This window comes from Pectobacterium atrosepticum (assembly GCA_019056595.1).
Lineage (GTDB): Bacteria > Pseudomonadota > Gammaproteobacteria > Enterobacterales > Enterobacteriaceae > Pectobacterium > Pectobacterium atrosepticum.
The window spans coordinates 4658668-4672067 of sequence record CP036163.1 but is presented as its reverse complement, the minus strand read 5'-3'; the positions used below and the strand labels follow the sequence as shown (position 1 = coordinate 4672067).

The 13400-nt window shown below is 54.1% G+C and carries 11 protein-coding genes and 2 pseudogenes; 7 read left to right on the top strand and 6 right to left on the bottom strand.

The features are described 5' to 3' along the window. Positions 1-127: 127 nt before the first annotated feature. A complete protein-coding gene (locus tag DCX48_21630; GenBank protein ID QXE16882.1) occupies positions 128-1063 on the bottom strand; it encodes a helix-turn-helix domain-containing protein in 936 nt (311 codons plus the stop codon). A 314-nt stretch (positions 1064-1377) separates the two neighbouring features. Here DCX48_21630 and DCX48_21625 point away from each other — a divergent pair, with 314 nt between their 5' ends. The 3 genes from DCX48_21625 (at position 1378) to DCX48_21615 (ending at position 7358) form a co-directional block, all read left to right on the top strand. Beyond that, on the top strand, positions 1378-2115 hold the full coding sequence (locus DCX48_21625; GenBank protein ID QXE16881.1) for an MmcQ/YjbR family DNA-binding protein: 738 nt from the start codon (positions 1378-1380) through the stop codon (positions 2113-2115). An 88-nt stretch (positions 2116-2203) separates the two neighbouring features. After that, positions 2204-2554 carry a TfoX family protein gene (locus DCX48_21620; protein QXE16880.1) on the top strand — a complete coding sequence of 117 codons (351 nt, stop codon included), beginning with the start codon at positions 2204-2206 and terminating at the stop codon, positions 2552-2554. A gap of 7 nt (positions 2555-2561) precedes the next feature. Continuing rightward, positions 2562-7358 carry an ATP-dependent helicase gene (locus DCX48_21615; GenBank protein QXE16879.1) on the top strand — a complete coding sequence of 1599 codons (4797 nt, stop codon included), beginning with the start codon at positions 2562-2564 and terminating at the stop codon, positions 7356-7358. 129 nt (positions 7359-7487) lie between these two features. Here the strand turns inward: DCX48_21615 and DCX48_21610 are convergent, their stop codons facing one another. Genes DCX48_21610 through DCX48_21600 form a run of 3 tightly spaced genes read right to left on the bottom strand, consistent with a single transcriptional unit; the run spans position 7488 to position 9422 of the window. Then, positions 7488-7871, bottom strand: coding sequence for a limonene-1,2-epoxide hydrolase (locus tag DCX48_21610; GenBank protein QXE16878.1), 384 nt, complete (start codon positions 7869-7871; stop codon positions 7488-7490). Between the two features lie 52 nt (positions 7872-7923). Then, complete coding sequence (locus DCX48_21605; GenBank protein ID QXE16877.1) at positions 7924-8616, bottom strand: glutathione S-transferase family protein; 693 nt, start codon at positions 8614-8616, stop codon at positions 7924-7926. Between the two features lie 47 nt (positions 8617-8663). Continuing rightward, positions 8664-9422 carry an SDR family oxidoreductase gene (locus DCX48_21600; protein ID QXE16876.1) on the bottom strand — a complete coding sequence of 253 codons (759 nt, stop codon included), beginning with the start codon at positions 9420-9422 and terminating at the stop codon, positions 8664-8666. Between the two features lie 160 nt (positions 9423-9582). On the opposite strand from DCX48_21600, the pseudogene DCX48_21595 reads away from it, so the two are divergent. The 4 genes and pseudogenes from DCX48_21595 (at position 9583) to DCX48_21580 (ending at position 11780) form a co-directional block, all read left to right on the top strand. Beyond that, positions 9583-9748 (top strand): annotated as a pseudogene (locus tag DCX48_21595) (AraC family transcriptional regulator). Positions 9749-9821: 73 nt separating this feature from the next. Beyond that, positions 9822-9926, top strand: a pseudogene (locus tag DCX48_21590) (AraC family transcriptional regulator CmrA). Between the two features lie 153 nt (positions 9927-10079). Beyond that, positions 10080-11618 (top strand): cryptochrome/photolyase family protein, encoded by a 1539-nt coding sequence (locus DCX48_21585; protein ID QXE16875.1) that lies wholly within the window; start codon positions 10080-10082, stop codon positions 11616-11618. A gap of 24 nt (positions 11619-11642) precedes the next feature. Beyond that, positions 11643-11780 carry a DUF2256 domain-containing protein gene (locus tag DCX48_21580; GenBank protein ID QXE17343.1) on the top strand — a complete coding sequence of 46 codons (138 nt, stop codon included), beginning with the start codon at positions 11643-11645 and terminating at the stop codon, positions 11778-11780. 897 nt (positions 11781-12677) lie between these two features. Here the strand turns inward: DCX48_21580 and DCX48_21575 are convergent. Together DCX48_21575 and DCX48_21570 are read right to left on the bottom strand one after the other, a co-directional pair. Further along, a complete protein-coding gene (locus DCX48_21575) occupies positions 12678-12860 on the bottom strand; it encodes a hypothetical protein (protein QXE16874.1) in 183 nt (60 codons plus the stop codon). Positions 12861-13084: 224 nt separating this feature from the next. Then, positions 13085-13330 carry a DUF2543 family protein gene (locus tag DCX48_21570; GenBank protein QXE16873.1) on the bottom strand — a complete coding sequence of 82 codons (246 nt, stop codon included), beginning with the start codon at positions 13328-13330 and terminating at the stop codon, positions 13085-13087. Positions 13331-13400 lie beyond the last annotated feature (70 nt).

Here is a 13400-nt window from a genome sequence, read left to right as displayed (position 1 = left end):
TTTTGTATTCGAAAAAAATATTGGCAAAGGAAAGCAAACCTCGCTTACAGCCGGATAGAAACGCGCATCAAGTTCCAGCGAGCATTTCGCATATATTTTGCTGTGACGTAGGCTGATCCTCATGAGGTCAAGAGATAGCCTCTCGTTTGCGGAAATCCTTCGGCGTAAAATTGGTTTCCCGTTTGAAGAACTTGCAGAATCTGTCGACCTCACCGAACCCTAGACGCCCGGACAGCGCACCGATGGACAAATCGGTATGCGTGAGTAGCCGTTTGGCCTCCAGCACAATCCTTTTTGAGAGATAGGCTTTGGCGCTGATCCCCTGAACTGTCAGTGTTGCGCGCGTCAGGCTCTTCTCAGTACAACCAAGGTAGCTTGCATAGTCACCGACCTGGCTCCATTGCGAGAAACGCTCGTCTACCAGTTTCTGAAACTGCCGGAATCGTAGCAGCATGGCCGACTGCTGAGATGCAGGTTCCTGGCGCTGCCCGTGCAGGAAAGCCAGCCAGGTCAGAAGCGCGTAGAAACGGTAACGCAGCAACGCATGCACCTCAACACTCAGGCAACTTGCCGAAACATCCGCCGCCTCAATTCCAGATTGCTCTTCAGGTCGCTTTGATAACCCCAAACTGGCATCGTCGTGGATGTACTGAATATCCTGCGTGGCTCGTCTAAGCTCCGCCGGATCAAGGCAAATGCTTCCAGGCAAGCGATCCAGAACAGGGGCTATTTCAGCCCCTGCCGACAGCAGAAACTCTGGACGCAGCAGCACCATCCATCCATCCCAGCCCTCCTCGCTTCCGAAGTTGTGGGCCTGACCGGGTAGCAACGTGAGCAATGTCCCCGCGCTGCATTCCACCGGCTCGAAATCGACAAAGTGCGTACATTGCCCTTCGGTCACGCAGATCAACATGTAGAACTCGTAGCAGTACGTCCTACGCATGGCCTGTACCGTCGAGCGTAGCTTGAGGTCCGACAAACGGAACACCTCAAGATCATAAGGATAGGGGCTGACTGGGCTATACGTCAGCCGTTCAACTGTAGGTCGCACCATCGCACTCATCGACTACCTCTTTCACTATCGCCCCACCAAATGTCCGATATTTGCAATTAAAAAGCCATTAAACTGTACAAACCATGCCATTTATGGCCCATAATAGCAATTACTGAGAACGTTACTGCGGTCTCTGTCCACGGATATATGGGCACGAAAGAGCAGCCTTGTACCGGTATCGCAGGCTAGCGGGGACGGGATGATACATAACTGGCCATTCTTCATTACCCGCTTCCCCGAAGCGGAAAAAGCGGTCCAGAATATCTGGTACATACATCCATTCCCGAGTTCGCTGAGTCGCGCAGATATTGTCAGGAGTTCCCATGGATACACAGAACCTGGTTCACGTCGCCGATGACTATGCACGTTCGCTTACGGGCATCACGGCTGACCACTCTCTGGGGAGCGGATGGGCGACCTACAAGTTGCATGGCAAAGTGTTCATGCTGATCAGCGAGGTGGACGGAAAGGCCACCATTATCGTCAAGGCCGATCCCATTAGGGCTGCGATCCTGCGCGGGCAATTTGAGGAAATCTCACCGGGTCATCGCATGAGCAAACGGCACTGGCTGTCAATCGTTGCGGGCAAGTCCATCACGAAAGCGTTGTTGCATCGGGAGATCAAGGAGTCTTACCTGCTGGTCAAGGCGAGCCTGCCGCAAAAACGCATACGCAATGTCGGACAGCCAGCACATAAAAGCGTATCCAGACGCCAGTTGCAGCCTCTGGCGCGTCGTCTGGCGACTGAACTGCCTGGCGTCACTCATAGCCGCCCGTTTGTCGAAAAACTTGACGTCTACAAGGTCGTCAACAAAGTCTTTCTCATCGTCACCGATGATCCTGGTGAACCGATCATCACGGTTAAGGCAGAACCGGGCCAGATTGGTACCCTGTGTGAGCAGTATGAAAACGTAACGCCCGGGAGATATCTCGATAAGCACCACTGGGTGTCCGTTGAAGGTGGCAAAGGAGTGACCCGGGAACTGGTAGAAGACCTGATCAAACAGTCCTACCGACTGGCGCTCAAAGCAGTGCCTCAACGTTTAAAGCCTCCGGTGTAAAGCCGCCCGACAAGCCGGATACGTCACCCTGTGGCCGGGTCCTGCTAAGTGTCGTCGAAGGCCATTTTCAATTTAACAGGAGTAACTAATGACCAAACTCACCGGACAAGGCAAAGCACTGGCCGCGCACTACGCCGGGGAGCTCTCAGGTTGGGCTCCCATCACAACACGGCCCCTGTTTGGCGCTGTCGCACTCTATCGTGACGGGCTCGTATTCGCGATGGTCTGGAAGGGATCTCTGTATTTCAAGGTGGACGATGCAAGCCGGGCCGACTACGTGGCGGCAGGCTCACATGCGTTGGGCTATGTCGCCGATGGCAACGACCATGCGCTAAAATCGTACTGGGAAGTACCTGTAGATGTGCTTGAAGATAATGAAACACTGACGGTATGGGCACAGCAGGCATGGAGCGCCGCTCTCAAAACGGCTAAGGGCTGATTATCTCGTGACGACAAACTCCCAATCAAACGAATTTCTGTCGGGCGGACAGTTCACAGCAGCCACCCGAGACTGGTTTGTCTCCACGTTCGGTACGCCCACAGCAGTACAGGATGCTGCGTGGACGGCAATCGGTGGAGGGCACCACTCGCTGGTCATCGCCCCCACCGGCTCAGGCAAGACGCTTGCCGCGTTTATGCATGCCATCGATCGGCTATTCATTGAGCAGACTGAGACGTTCACCCCGGCTCCTGAAAATGCTCGGCGACCTGCAACGAAAACACGGATCCTCTACATCTCGCCTGTTAAGGCTCTGGGGGCGGATGTCCAGCGCAATCTGTCTTTGCCACTTCAGGGGATCATGCAGGCGCGTCAGCAACGGGGCGATGCCGAAGTGGTGCTAACGGTAGGCCTGCGTACCGGTGACACGACGACAGCCGAACGAGCCCGTCTCGTACGCAGGCCTCCCGACATTCTCATCACGACGCCGGAGTCACTGTTCCTGATGCTGACCTCCCGGGCAAGAGACGCGCTGCGCGACGTCAGTACCATCATTATCGACGAGATCCATGCCGTGGCGGGTACCAAACGCGGATCGCATCTGGCACTGAGCCTGGAACGGCTGGACGCGCTGCTTGAAACGCCTGCGCAGCGCATCGGGTTATCCGCCACCGTACGCCCTGTGGAACGGGTGGCTGAGTTCCTGGGAGGCGAACGTCCTGTCACTATCGTGGCTCCGCCAGCAAGTCGTCACCTTGACGAGCGCATCGTAGTACCGGTGGAAGACATGTCGAACATCCCGGAATCTGAACCCGGCGAAGACGCTGGCAATGGCCGACCTGGGTCTGTCTGGCCGCACGTGGAGGCCAGTATTCTGGATCAGGTGCTTTCACGCCGCTCCACTATCGTTTTCGCCAATTCCCGCGGCGTGGCAGAGCGGCTCACCGCGCGCCTCAATGAGGCGTATGCAGCAAGACTGGCAGGTGCCGGGCAGACTGCATCCACTGCGGACAGTTTCCCTTCCACACAGTACGAATCGATAGCGGGCAGCACCCAGGCGCGTTCCGCTGCCGCTACCGCTACCATCGCCCGGTCTCACCACGGATCGGTGTCCAAAGAGCATCGCGCTGAGATCGAGCAAGCCCTCAAATCCGGTGAGTTACGCTGCGTGGTCGCTACCTCAAGCCTGGAGTTGGGCATTGACATGGGCCTGGTCGACCTGGTGATTCAGGTATCAGCCCCCCCGTCTGTCGCCAGCGCACTGCAACGTGTTGGGCGTGCCGGGCATCAGGTTGGCGGCATTTCTACCGGGCTCGTATATCCTCGTTCACGACGCGACGTCATCGACTCCGCTGTTATCGTCGATGCGATGTTGAACGGACGTATTGAAGCTATCGCCCCACCTCGCAATCCACTGGATGTGCTTGCACAGCAGACGGTCGCCGCCGTCGCGATGGAGCCGCTTGATATCGACGCCTGGTATGCCACCGTGTGCCGCGCCGCGCCCTATCGCACACTGCCTCGCACAGCGTTCGATGCCACGCTGGATATGCTGGCAGGTCGCTATCCCTCTGACGATTTTTCTGGGTTTCGGCCCCGGCTGGTCTGGGACAGGGAAACCGGCCAACTGTCGGCACGTCCGGGCGCACAGCAGTTGGCGGTCACCAGCGGGGGCACTATTCCCGACCGCGGCATGTTCAGCGTCGTTCTGCCCGAAGGTGAAGAACGTGCTGGCTCACGCCGCGTGGGCGAACTCGACGAAGAAATGGTCTACGAGTCGCGCATCAACGATGTCATCACTCTAGGGGCGACCTCCTGGCGCATTCAGGAAATCACCCGCGACCAAGTGGTCGTCATCCCAGCTCCGGGCCGTTCCGCCCGCCTGCCATTCTGGCGCGGAGACGGTATCGGCCGTCCTGCTGAGCTGGGGGCAGCCATCGGTGCTTTCCTCGGCCAGCTCGAACCAGACATCTCCGGGGCCACTAACACCCCATTTTCCGAACTCGATACCCGGACGCGCCTGGAGGCCATCGGCCTGGACGGGAACGCCATCGGCAACATGCTGGCTCTCCTGTCAGAACAGCGAGCCGCCACGGGCGTACTGCCCACCGATCGCACGCTAATCATCGAGCGATGCCGTGACGAGCTGGGTGACTGCCGTCTGATCCTGCATTCGCCCTATGGGCGTCGGGTTCATGAGCCCTGGGCGCTGGCCATTGCCCAGCGTATCCGGGAGCGCTGGAAAATCGATCCGGCCGTCGTGTCCAGTGACGATGGTATCGTGGCGCGCCTCCCGGATACTGGCCGGGTTCCCGACGCGGAACTGTTCCTCTTCGATCCTGACAAGCTGCGCCGCACCGTTGCCGTGGCAGTCGGGGGCTCAGCACTGTTTGCCGCACGGTTTCGTGAGTGCGCCGCGCGTGCGCTGCTGCTTGCGCGGAGAACGCCCGGACGTCGCTCTCCACTTTGGCAGCAGCGGCTTCGTGCCAGTCAGTTACTGGAAAGCGCCCGGGATTATCCAGAGTTCCCGATACTGATCGAAACCGCACGCGAGTGCCTGCAGGACGTGTATGACCTCGATGCGCTAGATGAACTCATGCGGCGACTGAGCACAGGTTCGGTGCGGCTGGTTGAAGTCACCACTGAGGTACCCTCCCCTTTTGCAACTGACCTGCTGTTCGGCTATGTGGCACAGTTCATGTACGAGACGGACGTGCCGATGGCCGAACGACGTGCCTCGATGCTTGCCCTCGACAGTACCTTGCTGGGGGAGCTTCTTGGACGGGTCAAACTGAGTGAACTGCTCGATCCTCTGGTGATGGCTCAGCTTGATCAGGAGCTGCAGAGGCTGGCGACTGGCTACAGAGCAAAGGGCAAGGAGGGAGTGGCCGATCTGCTGCGCGAAATTGGGCCACTTTGCACGCAGGACGTTGCCGCGCGGCTGGACAGTGAGGGCGACGAAGCGGCCACTTTCCTCAGCAGTCTCGAGTCCGAGAAACGTGTCATCCGTGTCATGATCGGCGCACGGGAGCACTGGGCCAGTATCGAGGACGCCGGACGACTGCGCGATGCGCTGGGTGTGCCTCTTCCTATCGGGCTACCGGCGGCATTTCTGGAATCCACAGCCGATCCGCTGCGCAGTCTGATCGCACGATTCGCCCGCACCCGCGGGCCATTTACCACGGGTGACGCGGCCTCGGCCTTCGGCCTGGGTGCATCGGTGGCCGAGGCCGTACTGCGGCAGATTGCCGAACAGGGCAAGCTTCTCTCCGGTCGCTTCGGGGTCAGGCGCGGCATGAAATCCCCCCCTCTGGTCAGCGGTGATACCGGAACGCTCGCACAGAACGAATGGGTGGGCGACGAGGTGTTCCGGCGTTTACGTGTCCGGTCATTACAGGCCGCCCGCAAGGCTACCCAGCCGGTACCCCGCCATGCCTACGCCCGCCTTCTGCTCGAACGGCAAGGGCTTGTTGCCGATTCATCACAAAGTGTCGTTGTGAAGGGCTGGAATCTGGCGCGCGGTGCGCTGGAAGGCCAGGAAGGCGTACTGCACGTCATCGAGCAACTGGCGGGGATACCGTTGCCAGTGTCGGTCTGGGAACAACAGATCCTGCCCGTACGCGTACGCGACTACGCGCCTGACATGCTCGACGCACTACTCTCCAGCGGTACGGTATTATGGTCGGGCCACGGCAGACTGGGTAACGACGACGGTCTGGTGGCTTTCCACCTCCAGGAGTTTGCCCCCGAAACTCTGTCCATGACAGCACACACGGCTGGTACGCTAGACATGTCACCTCTGCAGTCGGCGATCCTAGAATTGCTCTCCGGCGGGGGCGCATATTTTGTGCGTCAGTTGGCTGCGCAGGTGCAGATCACGCAGTCCCAGGAATATTCCGAACGACACGGATCCCCCGACATATTGATTGATAATTTACACACAGCCCTGTGGGATCTCGTCTGGGCGGGTTGTATCACGAATGACACATTGACACTGTTACGTGCGCTTGCACAGGTAGCGCAACAACCCCGGCCTCGTGCATTGTCCTCGCGCAGAAGGCGGGGTCTGCGCGGACTCTCGTCGGCCGCGGTTTCCGAAACGTTGCATCCTGAATTCACGGCACTCAATGCGACAACCCTGGCGGGCCGGTGGTCGATGATACGCACAGACCCCCTTCCCGATACAGTGAAGGCTATCGCCTGGACCGAAGGTCTGCTGGATCGTTACGCTGTGGTAACGCGCAATGTCACCGTCTATGAAAACGTCCCCGGCGGCTTTTCGGCATTGCAACCCGTGTTCAGAGGCATGGAAGACACCGGACGCGTGATCCGTGGTCGCTTTGTGCTCGGACTTGGGGCTGCCCAGTTCGCCGAGCGCGCAACAGTGGACCGCCTGCGCGAACTGGCCGAAGAAACGATTTCGGTACCCACTCCAGTCGCTCTCAGTGCCGTGGATCCCGGTAATCCTTTCGGGACTATTCTGCCCTGGCCCTCTCATGCATCCCTGATGCGGCCGGCCCGAAGAACAGGAGCCATCGTAGTCATTGATGGCGGTCATCTCGTGTTTTATCTGCCGCAAGGCGGCCGCCAATTGTTCACCTATATTGACCCGGATGATGCAGCACAAACGGAAGCTATTGCCGCAGCACTGGCAGCGCTATCCACTGCACTTTCGCGCGACAAGCGTAATCGGTTCACACTCGAGTTGGTCAACGGTGTGCCGGTACGTATGAGCAAACTGACCCCAGCGTTGAAGGCGATTGGCTTTTCCAGCGCGCCTAAAGGCTTGTACTGGGGTAACTGAAATTGACTCGCAACATTGTTAATATATCAACCGCTGTGGAGGGGAAACAACACAACCACAGCGTCAGTCTGACTACCCTATTTTACTTTCCAGCATGACGCTTACTGCCGTTTCATGATTATTAATCCGCTATTCAGCCGTTTTCTGCATGAAGCTGGTATCAAAGTAATCTCTCCAGGCAATGATTTTATCGCCCTCGACTTCAAGTATCCCCATCACTTTTGCTGCGCCAATCTCGCTGCCATCAGCACGTTCGAACCTGTCAAGCCGTTCAGTGAGCACTTTATTACCGTCAGCGGCAATCGAAAGCATTTCAATACGTACCGTCGTGATGCCAAATGCCTCTTCGAGTTTATCAATCAGCGCGAACGCTTCATCAATGCCGGTAGTAGTGGCGACGCCTTCATTGACCCAGACGCTGTAGGGTGTGAACCACCGCTGTATGGCAATTTTACCTTTTGCTTTAGGATAAGCGTTGAAAAATGCATTTACGGTATTAATCGGCGTTGCCATATCGATGTCCTTTAAAGGCTTAGCTAAATTTAAATGCCGATGCTCTGTAAACTCAGGTTGTCTTACACATTGAGTCTGAGAGTATTGCCTGCTGCTTAACAAGGTGCTGCTTAAATCTGTCGACGTAATCGTCTCGCACGGCAGCAATGACGCTTGGCCTGTGTGCCAGTGAAGCCCGCCACGCCGATACACGGGGAAGATTGTCGAAAATCGGCTGCGAAACGTCGGGGCTTAGCAAGTCAAAGTAGCGAAAGACCGGGGCAAACATCGCATCGACCATACTGAACGCGGAGCCTGAAAAATAGGGACCTTGCTCAAGAGTGCTCTCAAGTCGCTGCAACTTATCGCGAAAGGCAGCTTTCTTATCGTTAGCAACGGCGAGCTCCTTAGCATTCAGGAACTGCCAGGCATCGGAGAGAGCCGCCACGCCAAACTCTACCCAGGCACGTTGCTGTGCACGGGAAAGTGCATCACTGGAATAAAGGCTGGCTCCTGCCTGCGTTTCGTTGAGATATTCGCAAATAGCTGCGCTCTCGAACAGAATCGCGTCAGAATGGCCCGCTAATTCCACCTTGAGCAATGGCACCTTACCCATAGGCGAAAGCGCCAGAAACCAGTCAGGCTTAGCTGCGAGATCGACGTCGATCCTTTCAAAGGAGACGTTTTTTTCCAGCAGCACAATCGCCGCCCGCTGAACGAACGGGCACAACGGATGGCTGATAAGCGTCAACTGAGCGTTAAGCATATAAATCCCCTAATAAGGTGGCGAAGTGATGGAATAACGTGCGGTTACTACAGCAACTGCCCGCCCGAAATGTCAAAGGTCGTGCCGTTAGCCCAGGCCATATCATCGGACAGGATGGCGGCTACTGCACCACCTACATCGTCCGGCAGACCGACACGGCCCAGAGCAATCCCCTGCGCCACCCAGGCGTTCACATCATTATTATCGCGCACCGCGCCACCACCAAAATCAGTTGCGATGGCACCCGGGGCAATGGCATTGACACGGATCTGACGTGAACCCAGCTCTACGGCCATGTAGCGGGTCAGAACTTCAACGGCAGCCTTCACCGCCGCATAAATGCTGTACCCAGGCAACGTAAAACGTACAAAACCGGACGATACATTCAGGATACGTCCGCCGTTTTCAACCAGCGGCAACAGCTTCTGAGTCAGAAACATCGGGCCCTGAAGATGGGTGGTTACCAGTGAAATAAACTGTTCTTCGGTTGCATCAACGAAGTTTGCAAAGAGGCCGTTGCCTGCATTATTGACGAGGAAGTTGAAGCGCTCACGGGCAAAATCGGTTTTCAGCGTTTCCGTCACGGCGTCTGAAAAAGCCTGATAACTGGCGCTATCGGTGATGTCGAGCGGTAACATGACGGCCTTGCCGCCTTGTGCTTCGATCTCCTGTTTCAGCGTCTGGGCTTCTGCTGCGCCGCTGCGATAGGTACCGATGATGTGGACGCCGCGTCTGGCGAGGTGAAGTGCCATGTTGCGGCCGAGGCCACGGCTGGCGCCGGTGATAAGTGCGATAGGGTGAGTCATGAGTTGTCTCTTTCAGGTTGTTAGGTGCACCTGTTGGTGCTTTCTCGACCTGCTCATAATAGATAATGACCGGCGGGTAACCTACGCCTGATAAGCTCAGTTTATTGCCTGATTGTATCAGTCGTCTTACGCAGTGCTGGGTCATCGCTATAATCGTGCCATGAATGACTCTCTTGCAGCACATCTTGATATTGCTCTACGACATGGACCATAGGGTTTGACTATCACACGGATCCCTTGCAGACCTCTGCATTGGACATGTCTCTACAGACAAAGCGCCCTGCCCGTATCGTTCGATGAACTGTTTCATCCTGCAGGGCCCTCAGGGACAATTACAGTACCCGCCTTCGTATCGACGCGTTGTGCGAGGTAAATGGCTGGATTCTCTGGTGGTTACGAGATAGCCCACAATTTTCAAGGGAGTACAAACGCTTATTTGGCCATCCACCAGCACGAGACGCAGACTTATTAAGGGAGTCATTACTCAATAATCCAGGCGATTAATCGTCAACCTTCTTTAAGCATCCTGACTAACCGAACCATTCACTTTTAGAGATCTTCTGACATACTGATTATGTCCCCTGAGAATTCCCCCCATGAAGAAAGAATGTTATCACGCTCAGAGAGCCCGTTGCCTTTACTGCAAGGTTCAATCTAATGAATAAGATCCGCCGGTTATGCCTGGTTCTGGGCGATCAGCTATCATTTGACCTCGCTTCTTTGACGGAACTGGATGCCCAACGAGATGCCGTTCTTCTGGTCGAAGTCAGGGAGGAAGCACGCCATGTCCCCCACCATCCGCAAAAAATAGTTCTCATTTTCAGTGCAATGCGCCACTTTGCCAGCGCGTTGCAGCAGCAGGGTATTGGTGTGCATTACGTTAGCTTCGATGACCCGCTCAATACCGGGTCTGTACCGAGTGAATTGATGCGCTGGCAGTCGCTGTTACAGCCTGAGGAACTGCACCTGACAGAATGCGGTGACTGGCGTCTTGAGCAGTCGCTTAAAAATTGCGGCTTGTCAATACAGTGGCATCCCGACACACGTTTTTTGTGCACGCGTGATGAGTTCTCATCCTGGGCTAAAGATAAAAAACAGTTGCGCATGGAGTTTTTCTATCGGGAGATGCGCCGCAAAAGCGGGCTGTTGATGAATATCGATGGCAGTCCGATAGGCGGCAATTGGAATTTTGATGCAGACAACCGGAAGGCTCTCCCCAAAGGCGTGGCCGCGCCCTATCCGGCACGATTTAGTGCAGATGCCATCACTCAGGAAGTGCTTCGACTGGTACGTGAACATTTTGCAAACCATTACGGTTCAATCGACGTTTTTGATTATCCGGTGACGCACGCTGATGCACAGGCGCTGTGGGATTATTTTCTTGATTATGGTCTGGCCGGATTTGGAGATTATCAGGATGCGATGGCCTGTGATGAACCCTTTCTATTCCACGCCCGTATCAGTGCCGCTCTCAATATCGGTCTACTGGATGTGCGGCAGTTATGCAGTGATGTGGGATCCGCCTATTTATCTGGCAGAATTAAGCTCAATGCGGCCGAGGGATTTATTCGCCAGCTTATAGGATGGCGTGAATATGTTCGCGGCGTTTACTGGTTGAAGATGCCTGACTATGCAGGTGGCAACGTCTTTGGTAACACCAGGTCACTGCCTGAGTTCTATTGGACCGGTAAAACGCAAATGAACTGCATGCAGCAAGCCATTGGTCAGAGTCTTGAACACGCCTATGCCCACCACATACAACGGCTGATGGTGACGGGCAATTTTGCGCTGCTCGCTGGCATTGCACCGGCTGAGATATGCGAATGGTATCTTGCCATTTATATGGATGCGTTCGACTGGGTTGAGCTACCCAACACACTCGGCATGGTAATGCACGCCGATGGGGGCTATCTGGGTTCTAAACCCTACTGCGCGAGCGGTCAGTATATAAATCGTATGTCTGACTACTGCCGCAGTTGCGTGTACAAAGTCAGTGAGAGCACTGCGGATAATGCCTGCCCCTTCAATGCGCTCTACTGGCATTTCATCATGCGACACGGCGAACTACTGCGCGGCAATCACCGCATGGGCATGACATACAAAAACCTCGATCGTTTGTCTGAATCTAAGCGGCAGGCACTCTGGCAGCGCGGCCAAATGCTGCTGGCAAAACTTGACGCTGGAGAGTCACTTTGAAAAAAAAGCGAACTTCCGACAAAAATTTGTACAGTATGCGGACTCCCGTTTAGCTGGCGGAAGAAGTGGGAAAAATGCTGGGAGGACGTGCGTAAGTGCTCTGAGCGTTGTCGGCGTCAAAAAGAGACGAAAAAACAGCACCTACAAAACAAGCAGTTATGAAATTTAAATGCCCGATTGGAACGGGTAAACGGCAGCCTGTTATTTTATTGCTGCCCGTTCAGGCACGGTAAGTCTTTCCACCGTGAAACAAGTCATCAGGAAATACGTCAGTGATGTTCTTGCTTGATGAATAAACAAGAAAGTTCTCAGAAGCCATTCCATAGAGGGTTTATATTCCTGCTGTAAATAAAAACATGTTATTAAAAACAGTATTGACAGCGTTTTCAAAATCCGTAAATTAGCTTTCAACAGCGGTTAAATGGTAGTTCGCTGTTAAGTTAATAGTATTGGTAAAGCACGAAAAGTAATTTACGATAAAAGGTTACGTAGTTTGTTGTATGGGATAACTGACGATAAGATAAGTATTTTTACGTCGGTAATGCTTCAAGGTTATGTAGTGATAATAGTTAATCGTAAATTTGTGAAGATAGCGCGACGATGTGAGGCCCTGTTTTAAGAGTTATTGTTTGCGATTGGGTAGCGTAAGTCAGTTGAGTTAATTTATCGCAACGAAAGTAAGGCCACGCATCAAATATTTTATGTCGCGAGGGGAGATGTACTTGTTTAAAGTGCCATTTATTAGTGTTATTAAGATGGCGGAATAGGTTACAAAGAAAATAGAGGGAGGATTTAGTTAGTATCAGTACCCAATATTATCTGTGATAAACGTGTACATTTAAAAGCAGTATCATTAGCAGTATCCATATTAAGTCCATTAATGTTAAATCTTAAGTCTGTAGTACCTTAAAAGCCCTGACTGCAATGGTCAGGGCTTTTATTGTATCTGTACCCCGTCCTCGTTAAATTACCTGCTGAATAAACAATCAGATGATGGATTGCATATCGGACGTGACCGATTGTTCTCTCTGCTAAAGAAACGCAGGCTGCGGGTTCCTGTCAAACTGGTGTGTCATAAAGCAACGGACAGCCATCACTCAGACCATGAAATACAATATTTTTCAGTACTTTATCAGTCAATCCAGGCAGGGTGAGGCAAAAAACTCGCTTAAGCATCAGTACAGTGGGAATAGCCAACTCAGCATAACGATGCGGCCGACCGTACGAAGACGTAGCACTCAAGCTAAATGGCGGTCATTCGGGTGGTTTTGACAGAAAGGAATGCAACCTTTAGCTCAAATATTAGCCACCTCTAGCAAAAGTAATCCCAGTAAGGAAACCAAATTTAGAGAATCCCGCTCAAGGAAACTTAAGCGGGATTTTTTAGCAGATTCTGACTGTAGGTTAAGAGCGGGACCTCGGCATAACAGCGCGAACGTTAACCCTTTCCAGATGGCCTTAATAAGCTATTCATTGCCCCATTGATTCAGGAACGTAGCTATCTCATCGATACGTCGCTCGTCGATACCGGCTTCACTGGCCATCTCTTTCTGCGCATTCTCACTGATTTCCTCGTTATTCATTAAACGGGTGATCAGCAGTTGGAAATAGCGCGCCAGGGATTCACGTTCAGACTCGCTCACCGGCTCTGCTGATTCCGTCGAATACTCATCCACGATGTCATAATATTTAAGTGATACTTCATTGTTCATAAATCGCTCCCAAGGTTGCTGGCGGAGTTTGTGAAAAAGCCGTATATCACGGCGCACTGCGGTGAGTAAG